Genomic DNA, 16125 nt, shown 5'->3' with positions numbered 1-16125 from the left:
CCCCGACTCCAACCATTGTTCATAACATTAACCTTCACCTTTAACGTTTCAATCAATAAAATAAACTGAAAATTGATCGTATTGAATTAGCACCAAATTCTCAAATTGCATTTTTCTTTGTAATTTCCTGGGTCAGAAGCGGCATGTCGATGATCTCGGTTTCCCAGTTTGATTTACGTGCAAGATTTGCAAAAATGCCGTCAATATGTTCTCTAGTAACGATCCCATCCTTATTAAGTAGTACATTAATCATCCAACCCAAGAAATAATTTTTTGCGTTTGCAACATGCTCATGAAATTCTAAATAATTGGCATGTAAGTGTGCAAGCACATCGGTTTTAATAAATACGGGAATCGCGGTGTATAGATCTGACAGATGCTCCTCGAAGTAATTCTTCATTCCTACAATTTGAGCTTCGGAGAACCGATTGTAAATAAAGACATGCGCACTAAGCTCTCTTTTGTTCCCATATGACGAAATCAAATCCGAGTCATTGAGTAACCTAACATAGTCAGATGCCTTCCGCTGCTCCTCTATACCCAAGGGATATCCTACATTATCACGCGTGAACTTGGCATCGTAGGAAAAAGCAAGGTTTTTCAGTGTAGGTGCACTTCCCTTTTGGGGCAAGTAGGAAATCGTGAACACGCCTTCGGGTACAGCCTTTCCGCTTTGCTCCTTGCCCCATTTCACTGCGTTAGGAAACATATCCTTTATGATCGCGTAGGCATCGTCCTCAAGATCCGAAGAACCGTAAGCTTCCTCAATGTCAGAAGGCTCGCATAGGGTCTTAAGAATAGAATGGTGTGCTTTATTTGCCGCAGATGCCACATAGGCTTTTTCTCGTAATTCCAAGCTTGCATACACTTCATTAAAAAATCTCTCCGATTCATGATCTTGCAGAACATGTAGCTTTCCAAAGGGAATCAATTGTACGCAATCACGTGAAAACCTTTCGACAAATTTGGCCTGTTGTCCAACAGCCACGATAATTGTAGGTGTCAACATCTTGCAAAGTTTTTCTAACAAGGTAGCGTTAATTGTACGATCGATCACCAAAATTTGAAGTCTTTTATAGTCGGACTTTCGTTCAACCTTAAATACTGGGTGCTTAATTCCACTGTGGGTCATAATACCATCTGGTAATAAGGCCCATTGTTCTCCTCCACACCACAAATCCAAGAGTTGTTTAACCCGCTTTTTTACATTTTTGAGACTTATCTCAACTGTTTTGATAAGGTGCAAATGCATTTCTGTCTCACACGATACACACTCTGCTGGAACTTCGTCATCATTCAATTTGACCGTGTGTAAACCGCTTTCACACACCGCCATACGTTCTATTTTCACCTCTAATAGCTTATCTAAGACGAGTCTGTCGTGTAGCTCCTTCACGTCATATTCCGTGTGTTTCCCAGGGTCTGACTGCCCCATAACATAATCAATCAAGTCCGCTTTACCGTCCTCAAACTGTTCGTTTGAGATCTCTTGGTAAAGAGGAATTCCGAATTTTAATTTGAACTTTTCTTTTATTGCTTCCAGCTTTTCACGATCCATCCTGCTGTTGTCCATAGTAAAAACAACATTACCGTTTTCCATAACTCGAGAACGGATGGTTCGGCTTGTACCTACTGATTTAAAAGACAAACTTGCCAAGTCCTTAATACTCTTTACATCTACACTGCCTTGATAATGCGCCTCAATGACAGAGGGCCAAATATCAATATTCTTTAATTGTAAAGTAACTTCAGGCGAATTCTTAAGTGGGCTGCCGCGAAAAACTACCTTTTCTACAAGAAAATCATCAACAGATTTTCCGCTTGCCGTTTTCCCGTTTAAAATAGACTCAAGAAATACGTTCTTGTTATAACTTTTAAAAATCTCAGGCTTAACGGGCTCAAATACATCTTTTAAGGTCATTTCCGCGTATTCTCGAATTGCTCGCACCTCAGTATGAGACGCCGATTTAATCTCCAAAGTTTTGGCCACCGTGTTTAGCTCAAAAAGCAAAGTGCTGACTTCTTGGTTTCGAACAGCTTCCTTAAAGTCAGGGATAGATGTGTCGTTCACCTGTTTGTACAGCAATACAATATAACGATGGTCCCCAACAATAGAGAATGAGAATATGCGGTAATTATTTTTTTCACCAGAAGCATAAAATAATTTGTCCTGAAGTGTTCTCTCGAATCCAGCCTCTGTTGCAATTTGACGAGATAATTGTTTAGATATTCCCATACTCAAGATGAACGTATCACCAGAGCCACGTACGTCCCACAAATGATATGTATAAATGGAAAAGAGATGAGATGTTCCTTGAGCGTAAATGTGACGTAGCCGCGCAAATGGGGTTATATACTCATTTGGACTGGAGTTATGCTCATAGTAATAATTTATTGCTTTTTTTCTTCTGTTTTGAAAGTCACGAAGATAGATGAGCAAATCCCGCTCAGCCTCACTTGCGGCAAGTAGATCCTCTTGAATTTGCTCCTTACTTTCTTTATCCGTCAGTGGAATACTCGCTACAGCGGCCAATTCTATCAGGTCTTCGCCAGATAAAGCATCCAGTATGGACTTGAAATGCTCTTCCTTCCGTTGGGAGCTCATTTCGTTCAAGGCATCAAATCTGACACCCAAATCCCGCCAGTAAGCTTCATTCACGTTTTCCTGAGTCGAGTATTTTCCGTTAGCGGACATATTACACCTCGGTTTCATATTATTTTCCTAATAACCACAATCTATATATAGTATAACACATTCCAATTTACTAGCACATGTTGTACCACAATCCATTATCTAATTCAAATTAGCAGTTAAAATCCATAGCCCAACATGAACTTATCTTTGAGAATTTCTTTTATGAATTCTTGCAACTGTAAACTTTTAGGAGCCAATCATTTACATCCAACTTATTTTAAAAACCCCCGTGAAACTTCGCGGAGGTTATTATTCTTTACCAGTATAGAGAAAGTACCTCCTACTACTTAGATCACTATAAAAGTCCCGCCAGTTTTTCACACTTGTTGTACATTGATGGTCAAACTTACTTTAACTTTAAGTTATAATAGTGGCCGAGGATTCATAGTTAAACCATTCCCTCATATAATCAAAGAAAACATAATTACTGATATTATGTGAAAAAACACTTTTATACTTGATAGCATGTATCTTCTCTCTTTGACAACACTGCCCAAAAAAATTCGAGACTAAATATTCTTTTTTTATTTTTGTGTTGTTAGATGCTTTGTACATACAATATTGAAACAACGGGATGTCAAATTTCGTTATATCAATAAGCTTTATTTCCGCATCAAAATTAAGCTTCATGACATCTATTATAGCTCCTTTTGGTTGTTTCATTTCTAATATGGCTGTATCTTGGCTTCTGGAAAGATAGAGGACTCCATTTCCCGCCGTATTAAATCGACCTTGAGAACTATAACCGTAAGGAGCCTCCCACATTTCAGACTCGGTCCAAGGCATCATATCATTAACTTCCCGAGGACGACAACGGAATAAAGATCCTGTTACTTGACATTTTTTTGCAAGTTCTTTAACAATATCTCGAATTAATCTTCCTGTTTTATGTTCCAATGCCAACATAGGGTAACGGATAAGATGACTAACAAAGTTAGTCATCTCTTCTACTGAAACCGTTTTTAATATATCCAGTAATCCAAATGCATTTTGTAGCTCTTCAACAGATACCGCAGGTTCATTATTTTTTCCAGATATTATAGTCATACGTTGTTCTTTTAAAGGTTGCATCTCAGAATTAACGTATTTATAATGCTTCGGTAAATTGTCCAAGCGTTCAGTAAAAATTACATGTGCTTTCTGAATAGTGCTACCAGCATCAGCAATTTTATTCATTGCCTTAACATCTGAGGGGTAACGCAGAGCTTTTTCACTTGGTGTAAGATCGTTCCACTTGACATTTTCAATACCACGCATGGCAATTTCTATTGGTGTCAAACCACCCCATATAACATTAGCAGCATCACGTATAGCTTTTTCAGCTGGTGTGAGCTCATTCCAATTTACACCTCTGCTATCACGCAAAGCCTTTTCGACTGATGTTAATTCGCTCCACTTTACGTTAGTGGCATCACGTAAAGCTTTTTCGGCTGGTGTGAGCTCATGCCAATTTACACCTCTGCTATCACGCAAAGCCTTTTCGACTGATGTTAATCCGCTCCACTTTACGTTAGTGGCATCACGTAAAGCTTTTTCGGCTGGTGTAAGCTCATTCCAGTTTACATCTCTGATATCACGCAAGGCCTTTTCGGCTGGTGTCAGTTCACTCCACTTTACATCTCTTCTATCACGCAAAGCCTTTTCGACAGACGTCAATTCCCTCCACTTTACACTTGTGGCACCACGCGAGACTTTTTCGGCTGTTGTCAATTCGCTCCCCTTAGTACCAGTTTTTTTTGCTTGAGATTGCTGTTGCGGAGAGTCGTTATTATTTCGGTTAGACATTTTTTCTTCTCCCGTCTTATCTTAAGTATGGTTGATATTGTAATCTAAATATACCACTTTTTCTAAAGTTAATTGTCTTTAAATCTCAACCGAAATAGAGCGTGTTTCCTTTTTAAGGGAAACACGCTCAGAAACAACTTTCTTATATCAAGTCAACAAGTTTTTTAGTACCTGCCCGTTCACTCCAACTACAATCATTATAGAAACACCATATTATTGACTTTAGAATTTGATTATACCGTCTTGTTCTTTAATCAAACCGATCATAATTTGCCCCCTTCATTTTCGTATCACCTTAATATTATGTAAATACTTTTCATAATCATCTATAGCTTTTATAGTAGGTTTAATAGAAATTAAATTCTCTTGTCTGGTGATTTTGATTAAACCTCCGTCTTCAAAATATTCAAAAGCTAATTTTTTTTCACGAGGAAGAGAATCATATTCTTTTTTATAATATTTAAATTCCTTTCCCTGTTTATAAAAATAAGAAAAACAAATGTCATTTAGTATTTGGCTTCTTAAATATTGCCTATTAAAAACAGATAATGATACATCTCCAACTTCTTGATCATTCAAAATTTTGAATATATATTTTTTATTGTCATGCTCCTTTGGGTCAACTAGATTTAAACTGCGAACAAAAAAATGATTTATAAGATTATTTTTATTATTATCAATAGACACTCTTTCTAGAAGTTTCTTCAGAAAGAATTCTTTTCTTTCATAAGTCGTAACCATAATTTTCTCAAAGTCACTAAGCGAATAATAATTGCCTAGTTTATCTCTATCCATTAGAGATTTATTAGTAAGTGCTTCATGCGGATTAGGTAGTTTCATATTTAAAGTAAGCAAGTATATTTGGAAAAATAAAATAGTTATTTTAATGTCTAATCTCTTGTTCTCCATAATATAGTAGCCTTTTAATATTTTATAAAACAATTGATGTTCTAGTTCTCTTTCTTGGGCTCCATCAATATCTGTGTAATATCTCAAATTTTTAACTAAATAAAAAGCTTCTAACACTTCGCCATTTGCATAATCAATATTGGCTTCAATGATTCTCAGTATCTCTTCTCTGTTGTCAGAGCTTGTAATATTTTTCTTATATGTATCTGCCCTATATGAAGTACTCCTCTCAAAGTACAAATTAATTAAGCTATACAATGGTAAATAAAATTTATATTTCTTCTGTTGCTTTAATTTAACTCTTTCTCGCTTTCCTATAATTAAGTGATTTAAGATTTGCCCTCCTATAGCACCTGTAACTAAAGTTACTACATAGGGTAATATTAGAATATATATATTATTTACATCCAAGTGCTTCTCCCCTTTTTAAGAATATAGTGCTCCATATACATGATATATTTCATTATAATCAATTATTACTTAAGCTAGGCGCAGCATCATAATATGTAAATGGTCCCTACCAGCTGTTGTTCAGCACAAAGACAATTAAGGCCATTTAATTATTATTCGACACAAATTTTAACAAGTCCTTTATCTATGCATACCCAAGCACAAGTTAATCATACTTCCCTTCTTTAAGTCCTGTAGTCAATGTCCGATCACATATTAATTATTCACATATCACATTCATAATCTCTTCTCGTGCTCTACGGGAAAAGCAAATTTGATTAGAAGTTATATTCTAAAATCCAACTCAGATTATGTTTAGGTCATACCTAAAGATAAAAAATATACTTTTAACTATACTGCTGCTTTTAAACGTTCTGCAAAAACGAGTATATATCTGCTCCACTCTTACCTCACCTTTTACATTCCTGAGCATATAAACAGTGGTACACCAACTAGCTAAATACTTAAACAAGTTTTTCCACAAATGAACTGAGGAATATCTGGAGATTTAGTTGGTAAATACTTAGAGGCATCAATGAGAAAAATAAGAAAATCACCACTATTATGACTCCTAAATGAATATGACTAACTTAGGTTTAAGAGATATGAATTTCTCACTTTGTAGCAACACAGAAACACAGAAAGCGCGTTTCCCATTAGGCTGGAAACACGCTTTCTGTTTACCTTATGATAAATCCCCTCGCTGTATCTTAATAAGAGTCTTTTCTCCATACCTCCCCGTTCGCTTTAACAATAACCTTTTTTGAAATACAATATGTTGACCTCGGAGTTTGTTCACAACGTCTTATAATTCAAGACTACTAGCATCCTCTTCTGCGTCAAACTAAATTTTAACAACAAAATAAAGCTTCCTTTAAAAAGTGGCTAGAACCTTGATACATTAGTATAATCGGAGTAACAGGATTTGAACCTGCGACCTCACCCACCCCAAGGGTGCGCGCTACCAGGCTGCGCTATACCCCGACATTGCAAATCAATCCATTACTTCATGCTTACGTTTGCCGCATCCCTAAGATTAACATACGTTCATCTAATGCATAATATGCCGGTAAGCGGTTACTTACTGTTATACTATAAATATACCTCACTAGTTCAGCAGTTTCAAATAGAGTTCAGTATTTTTATTGAGTTCAATATTTTTTCACATCTCATTAAAATTTAATGGATTTTCCGTAAAGGCTGTGCTATACTCTTGGCACAAGGAAAGGAGGTGCGTTCACATCAAGCATGACATGCTGAACGTATCCCTTACCCGGACCAACGGCTGAATGATTAAGTCTTGGTGGCGCGGGATACGGATCAAAGTTACAAACTAGCGCCTCGGGTAGAGAGACCGTCTTCGGACGGTCTTTTTTTGTTTGCCCGTACTGTTCGCACCCAACAAACAAATAACCGCCGAAGCCAGCGAACCTGGGGTTCGTCTGTCTTCAGCGGTTATTTGTGGAATTTGCTGTATTACTGAGCCTATTGAACCTGCTTCCAGGTCTAATTCATTTCTTCAATTATAAGATTACGATTTACGATTCTTATAAAAATCAATAATATCACTTACCGTGCGGAGCGGCTCCGCCTCCTTGTGGACAGTGTCCACGGCTGGCTTGAATGATTCATGCGTATTCGTAGTCACTTCAGTCATTCCTTTCGATAATTAAGCTAGCTGCGTCTATAGCTGCATGTCTACTTGCGGCACCTCTATTCATTACCCTAGAAAAAGGGTATTGACGCACATCTGCTCGTATTTATTTCGCTGGCAAAACTTCTTCTATGCGTATCCGTTCTAGTTCGTAATTCCCGTTCCCGGTTCTCAGAACACAGCAAAAAACGCCTCCCTTACGTAATATACGTTAGAAAGACGCCAGCTATGACTCTATTTAAGCCCAATTTTATCATTTATTTCTGCTCCAGGCTTGCCTGCTCCTGCAGCCGCTTCAGCGTCTGCTTGTCCTTCGCTGTCAGCTCAGCGGTCTCCAGCAGATCCGGTCTGCGTTCGAGGGTACGCTGCAGCGCCTGCTCACGCCGCCATACCTCGATATTGGCATGATGTCCGCTGAGCAGCATGTCCGGCACCTTCCAGCCCCGGAACTCTGCCGGGCGGGTATAATGCGGGTACTCCAGCAGCCCGGTGCTGAAGGAGTCGGAGATTGCAGAGGTCTCATTGCCCAGTGCCCCCGGCTGCAGCCGCACTACCGAATCAATGACGGTCAAGGCCGGGAGCTCACCGCCGGTCAGCACATAGTCGCCAATCGACAGCTCGTCCGTCACCAGATGCTCACGGATTCGCTCGTCATAGCCCTCATAATGACCGCAGATGAAGATCAGGTGCTGCTCCTGTGCCAGCTCTTCGGCGATCTGCTGATTATACGTCCGGCCCTGGGGGCACATCAGAATAATACGCGGCTTCACCGCCTCTGTATTGCCGTGTTCCCCTTGCTCTCCTCCAGCGCTACTCTGAGCCAGCACATGCTCCACCGCTGCGAAGATAGGGTCAGGCTTCAGCACCATGCCTCCTCCTCCGCCGTAAGGTGTATCATCCACGCTGTTATGCTTGTTGCCCGAGAAGTCGCGGAAGTTCACTGTGTTCAGTGAAGCAATGCCTTTCTCACGGGCCTTACCGAGAATGCTGGTGCCGAAGACGCCTTCACACATATCAGGGAACAGCGTCAGCACGTCGATACGGATCATGGGAGCAGCCCTTCCATAAGGTGCACAGTGATTTTTTTGGCTGTAATATCGACGTCCAGCACTACATCGTTAATAACCGGAATCAGAATATCCTGGCCCTTCTTCGGCTTCACTACCCAGACATCATTGGCCCCGGGCTGCAGAATCTCTGTAATCGTCCCCAGCGGCTGGCTGGCATCTTCATCCGTGTAAACCTCGCAGCCTACAATCTGGTGGAAATAATACTCGTTCTCCGGCAACTCAACCAGATTATCACTAGGCACCTTGAGCAGGCTGCCTTTGTATTTCTCGATCTCATTAATGTTCGTATACCCCTTAAGCTTGGCGATATACATCCCTTTGTGCTCTCTCGCCGATTCGATCGTAACCTCGAATTTCGGGCTTCCGTCTGCGGGAATCAGCAGCAGCTTGTTGCCGGGTGCGAAACGCACTTCCGGGAAATCGGTATGCGACAGGATTTTGATCTCCCCGCGAATGCCGTGCGTGTTCACCAGCCTGCCTACGGTTAACTCTTCTGTCATGTGTTCATCTCCTTCACGTTGATTGCGTACAGTCTATAAATTCTTATATTTTCAACAAAAAGGAGCCGGGATATACTATCCCTAGCCCCTCCTTGTGCGCATCCTTAAGATAAAATATCCACGGTAACGCGTTTATCACTTTTGACTGCTGCAGATGTGACTACGGTACGAAGCGCTTTGGCGATCCGCCCCTGCTTGCCGATGACCTTACCGACATCATCAGGATGCACGGAGAGCTCATAGACAATCAGGTGATCCTTCTCCACGGTCCGTACGGCCACATCCTCCGGATGATCCACTAAAGCCTTAGCAATAACACCAACTAATTCTTCCATAGAGGACCCTCGCAATCAGTCATTATTTCTGAAGCTTTGACTCATGGAACTTCTTCATCACGCCAGCTTTGGAAAGCAGGTTGCGGACGGTATCAGATGCTTGTGCACCTGTCTGAAGCCATTTAAGAGCCTTCTCTTCGTCAATCTTAACGACTGCCGGTACTTCGATCGGATTATAATAACCGATTTCCTCGATAAAACGGCCGTCACGAGGAGACCGGGAATCGGAAACCACTACACGGTAGAAAGGCGCTTTATGTGCTCCCATTCTTTTCAAACGAATACGTACTGCCACGAAATTCACCTCCTTAAAAGAATATCGTTTTCGATCCCTCCCAAACCCTCCCTTCCCGAAGGGAGGGCCCCAAGGGCTCTGCCCTCTGGACACCCGCTAAGTGCAACTAGCGTAGGCGTTCAGACTGGCGGGACTTGGGTGAGTTCGGGGAAAGACCGCTTTTCCTCCCTGCGGGATACGCTTGACTGGCGGCGTTCCCTGGTAACGAGGGGAAGAGATTTAAACATTAAGATCAAGGTCAAAAGATCAAGGTCAAAAGATCAAGGTCAAAAGATTAAGGTCAAAAGATTAAGGTCAAAAGATTACTCGATCTTCTGATGTTGTACTATATCAGATCTAGGGGGAAACCTAAAACTTAAAGCTAAACCTTAAACCTAAACATTAAACCGTAAAGATTAAGATTAACGGAACGGGAACTTCATTCCGCCTTTACCGGCAAGGCCCTTGAGCTGCTTCATGGCGTTCTTCTTGCCGCCCTTACCGCCTCCGCCGCCCATCATACCAGAGAACTGCTTCATCATCTTGCGCATTTCATCGAATTGCTTGATGAGCCGGTTCACCTCAGCGACGTTGGTACCGCTGCCTGCTGCAATACGCTTGCGGCGGTTGTGGTTGATAATCTCAGGCTGGGCTTTCTCGGCCTTGGTCATGGAATGAACAATGGCTTCAACGCGGCCCATCTGCTTATCGTCCACCTTCAGGTCCTTCATGCCCTTGGCCTTGTTCATGCCGGGCAGCATATCAAGAATCTGGTCGATCGGGCCAAGCTTCTTCACTTGATCCATCTGCTCCAGGAAATCATCGAACGTGAATTCTGCATTACGCATCTTACGTTCCATTTCCTTGGCTTTCTCGGTATCGATATTGGCCTGAGCCTTCTCGATCAGCGACAGCATGTCGCCCATGCCGAGTATCCGCGAAGCCATCCGCTCCGGATGGAACGGCTCCAGCGCATCAATCTTCTCGCCGAGAGCGGCGAATTTGATCGGGCAGCCGGTGACCGCCTTGACGGATAATGCAGCACCACCACGGGTGTCGCCGTCAAGCTTCGTAAGCACTACGCCGGTAAGCTCCAGCTGCTTGTTGAAGCTGTCCGCCACATTCACGGCATCCTGACCGGTCATAGCATCGACTACCAGAAGCACTTCATCCGGAGTTACAACGTTATGGATCTGCTTCAGCTCTTCCATCAGCTCTTCATCAATATGCAGGCGGCCTGCCGTATCAATAATCACATAATCCAGGTTATTGTCCTTCGCATGCTGAACACCTTGTCTGGCAATCTCTACCGGACTCGTCTGATCACCCAGCGAGAAGACAGGAACCTTAATCTGTTCTCCGAGCACCTGCAGCTGCTTGATCGCAGCCGGACGGTAGATATCGGCGGCTACGAGCAGCGGGCGGTGGTTGCCCTTCTGCAGCAGCTTCGCCAGCTTACCGGAAGTGGTCGTCTTCCCTGCGCCCTGCAGACCCGTCATCATGATGACCGTCGGCGGCTTGTTCGACTTAGCCAGCTTCGCCTGGCTTCCGCCCATCAGCTCCGTCAGTTCCTTGTTAACAATATCGATGATGACCATGCCTGGCGTGAAGCTGTCCATCACTTCCGTACCAACAGACTTCTCTTTCACCTTGGACACGAAGTCCTTGACGACCTTGAAGTTAACATCGGCTTCCAGAAGGGCCAGCCGCACTTCACGCATCGCTTCGTTTACGTCATCTTCGGATACTTTCCCTTTGCCGCGCAGTTTGCTGAACACATTCTGCAATCTTCCGGTTAATCCTTCAAATGCCATAGGCGGCTCGCTCCCTTCTTCCTACTCTAACCTCTGCAGCCGGTCCATGAGTTCCATGAATTGCTGCTTATATTGCTCCGGCAGCATTCCACTGTCAGGGAATCTGCGCAATTCTTCTAAGTACTTATTGCGGTCTTCATGCTTGGACAGGAGTCCAAGCTTCTCTTCATAATTCTCAAGCACTTGCTCCGCCCGCTTGATATGCTCGTACACAGCCTGGCGGCTAATTTCAAATTCCGCTGCGATCTCCCCCAGGGAGAAATCATCATGGAAATAATATTTGAGAAACGTCTGTTGCTTGTCAGTAAGCAGCCGTTCATAGAAAGCAAATAACAGGTTGATCCGGTTGGTTTTCTCGAGCCTATTCTCCTGACTCATCAAGGGCACTCCCTTCGTCAAGGAAAAACACTTTACAGCTTCACAACGTCCCTTATGATACCGAAAACAAAGAAAGATGTCAAGTCTTTTTACTTGTCATCTTTTTCTTTGCCCAAAACCGGCATTCCCGCCTTGAAATCCTGCACCAGTACGGCACTATGCCTCCCGCATTAATGAATAGGGAGAATGTATAACAATACAACGAAGAAGTGCAGAACGGTTCCCGCAAGCACGAATAAATGCCAGATCGCATGATGGTACGGGAAGCCGCGCCATACATAAAACACGGTGCCCAGAGTGTACAGCAGTCCGCCAATCATCAGCAGAGTCATCCCGCCGCTGGCGACGGCCTGGGACAGAGGGCTCCAGGCGATTACGATCATCCAGCCCATCGCAATGTAGAAGACGGTGGACATGAACAGGAATTTTTTGACGAAAAAAGCCTTAAAGAAAACACCGAATACCGCCACTCCCCAAGCGATACCGAATAACGTCCAGCCCAGCGGTCCGCGGATCGCCACCAGCATAAACGGGGTGTACGTTCCGGCAATGAATAAGTAGATCGAAGCGTGGTCAAGGAATTCAAAGAAGTCCTTCGCCTTGCCGTCTCTGAGACTATGCACCATCGTTGAATTAAAATACAGGATCAGCATAGTAGCGCCGTAAATGGAGAAACTGACTACATGCCAGGCTGTGCCGTTCTGAACAGCATATACGATCAGCAGAACCAGCGCAGCAATACTTAATAGAGCGCCGATCCCGTGTGTAACCGCATTTGCTACTTCTTCCTTGCGGCTGTAAGTGTGAGTATTTGCCATACCACGATTCCTTCCGTTTGCGGTTTCCTTCTATTATAGCCATTTCTCCGAAGTCCTTCCAGCTTACGGACGCCTCAGGGCAGGCTGCTGCTGCAACATTCAATAGCTTAAGAAGTCATCATTTACTGCTACAGCAACTCAAGTCTTATAGCTTGTAGAGCTCGGTATACTTCGCTTCCAGATAATCCGCCAGATAATCGGGATTCAGCGGTTCGCCTGTGACTTGCTCGATAATCTGCGAAGGGGTCAGGCTCTGGCCGTAGCGGTATACCTTGTCAGTAAGCCATTCTTTGATCGGCAGCAGGTTACCAGTGGCAATCAGCTCCTCGAATTCCGGCAGTTCCTTACGCAGGGTGTTCAGCATTTGGGCCGCATACATGTTACCCAGGGAATAGGAAGCGAAATAGCCGAAGTCTCCGCCGGACCAATGAACGTCCTGCAGTACGCCAAGTGCATCCGTAGGCGGTGTAATCCCTAAGTATTCCTGATACTTCGCGTTCCAGGTCTCAGGCAGATCCTTGACTTCAAGCCCTTCGTTGAAAATCAGCTTCTCAATCTCATAGCGCACAATAATATGCAGGTTATATGTCAGCTCATCAGCTTCGATCCGGATGAAGGAATTGCCTACACTGTTGATTGCCCGGTAAAAGTCTTCCATCTCCACGTTCGCAAGCTGCTCCGGGAAATGCTGCTGCAGATCGCCGTAATAACGCTGCCAGAAGGCCCGGCTGCGGCCGATCATATTCTCCCACAGTCTGGACTGGGATTCATGAATTCCCATGGACGCCCCCTGTGCCAGAGGTGTACCGATCAGCTCTTCACCGAAATTCTGCTCGTACAGGGCATGTCCGCCCTCATGCAGCGAGCTGAAGATGGAGCTGGTCACATTGTCCAGCAGATAGTTCGTGGTTATGCGGACATCGCCGGGGTTCAGCCCTGTAGCGAACGGATGCACACTTTCATCCAGACGTCCTGCCTCGAAATCATAGCCCATCTGTTCGAGTAAGAAGAGGCCGAATTTCTCCTGCTGCTCCTTAGGGAAGATCTGGCTCAGGAATTCGGTGTCCGGCTTGTTCGGCGAAGCATTGATCGCTTCGGCCAGCGGCACAAGACGGCTGCGCAGACGGGTGAAGATCGCATCTACCTTCTCAACGGTCAAATCCGGCTCGTACATATCCAGCAAAGTGTCATAACGCGAGCCTTGCACACCCCAATAATCAATGAACTCTTGTTTGAAGGCCACAATCTTGGTCAGATACGGCTCGAAGGAGGCGAAATCATTATCATCCTTAGCCTCTTCCCAGATCGTCTGCGCATGGGCGGTGAGCACCGAATATTCCTCGAAGGTCTTGGAGGGAATGCTTTTGCTGCGTTGGTACTCCTTGCGGGTATCCTTCACAATCTTATTCTGATTGCTGTCCAGCTGCTCCGCTACTTCCGGGCGGCTGAAATACGCTGTGAACGCTCCGATCTCCTCCGATACCTGGAGTCTGAATGCTTCTGCACTCAGCATACCCAGCGTGGCGGAACGGATCTCTACACCTTTGCGGGGCGCGCCTGTACGCAGATCCCAGCCCAGAAGTCCAATTGCTTCATAATAGCCTTTGATTTTAGATAATAGCTCGCTGAATTTATCCCATTGTTCCCGGACCTGCTGTTCCATGTCTGAGCACCTGCCTTGTCATTTTTTTCTACTCCTCTTGATGATACTTTTTATAATCGTTATAATCAAATTCGGGCTGTATCTCTTCAAATTTGAAGTAGTTAACAGTTCACAGGCGCGGAGACAGACTCCGCTTAGATTTTGCAATATTTGATTGCAGGAAGCCCTTTATGTTCGCGGCAAGACGCAGTACAATGAATTACAGTTTAATCTTAAGGAGGCACATGGCTTATGAGTCAGGTTACAGACATTTTAGAGTTCAACAAGCATTTTGTAGAGGAAAAAGCATATGAGAGCTATCTGACCAGCCGCTTCCCGGATAAAAAAATGCTGATCATCACCTGTATGGACACACGGCTTGTTGAGCTTCTGCCCAAAGCAATGAATTTCAAGAACGGTGATGTCAAAATCATCAAAAATGCCGGAGCCATCATCTCCCAGCCGTTCGGGAGCGTCATGCGCAGCGTAATGGTTGCGCTATACGAACTGGACGCGGACGAAGTGATTGTCGTCGGCCATTATGAATGCGGCATGGCTTCCCTGAATGCTGACCATATGATTAACTCCATCAAGGAACGCGGCGTGTCCGAGGAAGTACTCAGTACCCTGGAGAATTCAGGGATTAAGCTGACCAAATGGCTGCGCGGGTTTGACAATGTCGAGGAAGGGGTAATTCAGACTGTGGAGCTGATTAAGCGCCATCCCTTACTCCCCCCAAACGTACCTATTCACGGCATGATCATCGATCCGGCTACCGGAGCGCTTGAGCTTGTCTCGGACGGATACGCGGACTAAGGCAACTCTCTGATACTGCTGTTTGCGCGGGTCCCGGACCCGCGTTTTTTTTGTGTCCGGGTATCCGGGCCAATGCCGGGTGAAAGTTATCGTGTGAAACATATAAATTCTTATATTTTAAAAATTGAAACCTTAGCCTCCGCCTTGCGTATTACCGGGCAACAGCCAGGTAAACTGGATGTTACCAATACTTCTAGGAGGTTCTCGTACTCAATGAAATCAATGAAACGTGTAATGATGATCGTCATGGCCTTCACCCTGTTCTTCGCTGTCACTGTTCCTGACTTCGCAGATGCCCGCCGCGGCGGGGGCTTTAAATCAGGAAGCCGGGGATTCACAACGACCCCGAAGAAATCGACCACCGATAATGTGAAAAAAAGCGATAGCACTAAAAGCAACACCAACGGAACTGCAGCGAATGCGAACCGCGGCTTCTTCAGCGGCGGCAGCCTGATGAAAGGCCTGATGATCGGCGGGATCGCCGGCTTCCTCTTCGGCGGAATGTTCGCCGGAATGGGCGCTTTTGGAAATATCATCGGATTCCTGATTAACATGCTGGCCATCTACTTCGTGATTACGCTGATTATGTCCTTCTTCAAGCGCAGACAGGAACGACGCCGGCTGGAAGAAAGGGACGGACGCTACTAATGGGTGTTACCGTTCTCAGCATGGACGAGATTATCAATGCAATCTGCCTGCATATGGCGGAACGCAAGGCTGTACGGGTGGAGGAAGTCCAGGTGGAACTTAGCTGGGACGAGGACACCGGCTACACCGCAGAGGTCTGGATACAGGGAAGAAGCCAGTACCTGGTGGAGTCCAACATGATTGAATCCATCCTTCGCTACGTACACAGCGAATACGGCATCCGTGCCTACCGTGAGGATGTACGGCTGGAGCTGGATGAAGAAATTACAGCGGTTGTGAACACGTAAGCATTGCAAGACTTGATCGAATAAAGGGCTGACCCCGGGTAGCGGGGTCA

General features: G+C 44.5%; 14 protein-coding genes and 1 tRNA gene. 3 read left to right on the top strand and 12 right to left on the bottom strand.

Annotated features, from left to right (window positions below):
- Positions 1 to 100 precede the first annotated feature (100 nt).
- From MKY64_RS07935 to MKY64_RS07880, 12 genes are all read right to left on the bottom strand, one after another.
- Complete coding sequence (locus MKY64_RS07935; RefSeq protein WP_340952110.1) at positions 101 to 2695, bottom strand: hypothetical protein; 2595 nt, start codon at positions 2693 to 2695, stop codon at positions 101 to 103.
- Positions 2696 to 3052: 357 nt separating this feature from the next.
- A complete protein-coding gene (locus MKY64_RS07930) occupies positions 3053 to 4480 on the bottom strand; it encodes an RES family NAD+ phosphorylase (RefSeq protein WP_340952108.1) in 1428 nt (475 codons plus the stop codon).
- A 279-nt stretch (positions 4481 to 4759) separates the two neighbouring features.
- Entirely contained in the window at positions 4760 to 5800 is a 1041-nt protein-coding gene (locus MKY64_RS07925) for a hypothetical protein (RefSeq protein ID WP_340952107.1), read from the bottom strand.
- Positions 5801 to 6749: 949 nt separating this feature from the next.
- Positions 6750 to 6823, bottom strand: a tRNA-Pro gene (locus MKY64_RS07920).
- A 927-nt stretch (positions 6824 to 7750) separates the two neighbouring features.
- The gene (gene trmD / locus MKY64_RS07915; protein ID WP_339257520.1) at positions 7751 to 8539 is read right to left on the bottom strand and encodes a tRNA (guanosine(37)-N1)-methyltransferase TrmD; all 789 of its coding nucleotides are present in this window, start codon (positions 8537 to 8539) and stop codon (positions 7751 to 7753) included.
- Entirely contained in the window at positions 8539 to 9063 is a 525-nt protein-coding gene (rimM, locus tag MKY64_RS07910) for a ribosome maturation factor RimM (protein WP_036733560.1), read from the bottom strand. The genes trmD and rimM overlap by 1 nt, the downstream gene beginning before the upstream one ends.
- 104 nt (positions 9064 to 9167) lie before the next feature.
- Positions 9168 to 9398, bottom strand: a complete 231-nt coding sequence (locus MKY64_RS07905) for a KH domain-containing protein (protein WP_020432321.1) — start codon at positions 9396 to 9398, stop codon at positions 9168 to 9170.
- Positions 9399 to 9420: 22 nt separating this feature from the next.
- On the bottom strand, positions 9421 to 9693 hold the full coding sequence (gene rpsP, locus MKY64_RS07900) for a 30S ribosomal protein S16 (protein ID WP_036701203.1): 273 nt from the start codon (positions 9691 to 9693) through the stop codon (positions 9421 to 9423).
- Positions 9694 to 10094: 401 nt separating this feature from the next.
- A complete protein-coding gene (gene ffh / locus MKY64_RS07895; RefSeq protein ID WP_036701200.1) occupies positions 10095 to 11486 on the bottom strand; it encodes a signal recognition particle protein in 1392 nt (463 codons plus the stop codon).
- Between the two features lie 21 nt (positions 11487 to 11507).
- On the bottom strand, positions 11508 to 11864 hold the full coding sequence (locus MKY64_RS07890) for a putative DNA-binding protein (RefSeq protein WP_339249066.1): 357 nt from the start codon (positions 11862 to 11864) through the stop codon (positions 11508 to 11510).
- Between the two features lie 170 nt (positions 11865 to 12034).
- Complete coding sequence (gene trhA, locus MKY64_RS07885) at positions 12035 to 12682, bottom strand: PAQR family membrane homeostasis protein TrhA (protein ID WP_036733553.1); 648 nt, start codon at positions 12680 to 12682, stop codon at positions 12035 to 12037.
- Between the two features lie 145 nt (positions 12683 to 12827).
- Positions 12828 to 14345 (bottom strand): carboxypeptidase M32, encoded by a 1518-nt coding sequence (locus MKY64_RS07880; RefSeq protein ID WP_340952104.1) that lies wholly within the window; start codon positions 14343 to 14345, stop codon positions 12828 to 12830.
- A 231-nt stretch (positions 14346 to 14576) separates the two neighbouring features.
- On the opposite strand from MKY64_RS07880, the gene MKY64_RS07875 reads away from it, so the two are divergent.
- The 3 genes from MKY64_RS07875 (at position 14577) to MKY64_RS07865 (ending at position 16075) form a co-directional block, all read left to right on the top strand.
- Positions 14577 to 15140 carry a beta-class carbonic anhydrase gene (locus MKY64_RS07875; protein ID WP_036733547.1) on the top strand — a complete coding sequence of 188 codons (564 nt, stop codon included), beginning with the start codon at positions 14577 to 14579 and terminating at the stop codon, positions 15138 to 15140.
- A gap of 213 nt (positions 15141 to 15353) precedes the next feature.
- Positions 15354 to 15788 carry a hypothetical protein gene (locus MKY64_RS07870; protein WP_340952102.1) on the top strand — a complete coding sequence of 145 codons (435 nt, stop codon included), beginning with the start codon at positions 15354 to 15356 and terminating at the stop codon, positions 15786 to 15788.
- The gene (locus tag MKY64_RS07865) at positions 15788 to 16075 is read left to right on the top strand and encodes a YxcD family protein (protein ID WP_036701193.1); all 288 of its coding nucleotides are present in this window, start codon (positions 15788 to 15790) and stop codon (positions 16073 to 16075) included. The genes MKY64_RS07870 and MKY64_RS07865 overlap by 1 nt, the downstream gene beginning before the upstream one ends.
- The last annotated feature ends 50 nt before the right edge of the window (positions 16076 to 16125 follow it).

It is taken from the genome of Paenibacillus sp. FSL R7-0210 (assembly GCF_038009085.1).
GTDB lineage: Bacteria > Bacillota > Bacilli > Paenibacillales > Paenibacillaceae > Paenibacillus_AQ > Paenibacillus_AQ silagei.
This window is presented reverse-complemented; position numbering and strand designations above follow the sequence as displayed.

Excerpts from the sequence above, each read along its gene's own strand:
- MKY64_RS07875 (WP_036733547.1), top strand. The coding sequence starts at position 14,577 with ATGAGTCAGGTTACAGACATTTTAGAGTTCAACAAGCATTTTGTAGAG.
- MKY64_RS07880 (WP_340952104.1), bottom strand. The coding sequence starts at position 14,345 with ATGGAACAGCAGGTCCGGGAACAATGGGATAAATTCAGCGAGCTATTA.
- trhA (WP_036733553.1), bottom strand. The coding sequence starts at position 12,682 with ATGGCAAATACTCACACTTACAGCCGCAAGGAAGAAGTAGCAAATGCG.
- ffh (WP_036701200.1), bottom strand. The coding sequence starts at position 11,486 with ATGGCATTTGAAGGATTAACCGGAAGATTGCAGAATGTGTTCAGCAAA.
- rimM (WP_036733560.1), bottom strand. The coding sequence starts at position 9,063 with ATGACAGAAGAGTTAACCGTAGGCAGGCTGGTGAACACGCACGGCATT.
- MKY64_RS07870 (WP_340952102.1), top strand. The coding sequence starts at position 15,354 with ATGAAATCAATGAAACGTGTAATGATGATCGTCATGGCCTTCACCCTG.
- MKY64_RS07890 (WP_339249066.1), bottom strand. The coding sequence starts at position 11,864 with ATGAGTCAGGAGAATAGGCTCGAGAAAACCAACCGGATCAACCTGTTA.
- MKY64_RS07930 (WP_340952108.1), bottom strand. The coding sequence starts at position 4,480 with ATGTCTAACCGAAATAATAACGACTCTCCGCAACAGCAATCTCAAGCA.
- MKY64_RS07865 (WP_036701193.1), top strand. The coding sequence starts at position 15,788 with ATGGGTGTTACCGTTCTCAGCATGGACGAGATTATCAATGCAATCTGC.
- MKY64_RS07905 (WP_020432321.1), bottom strand. The coding sequence starts at position 9,398 with ATGGAAGAATTAGTTGGTGTTATTGCTAAGGCTTTAGTGGATCATCCG.
- MKY64_RS07935 (WP_340952110.1), bottom strand. The coding sequence starts at position 2,695 with ATGTCCGCTAACGGAAAATACTCGACTCAGGAAAACGTGAATGAAGCT.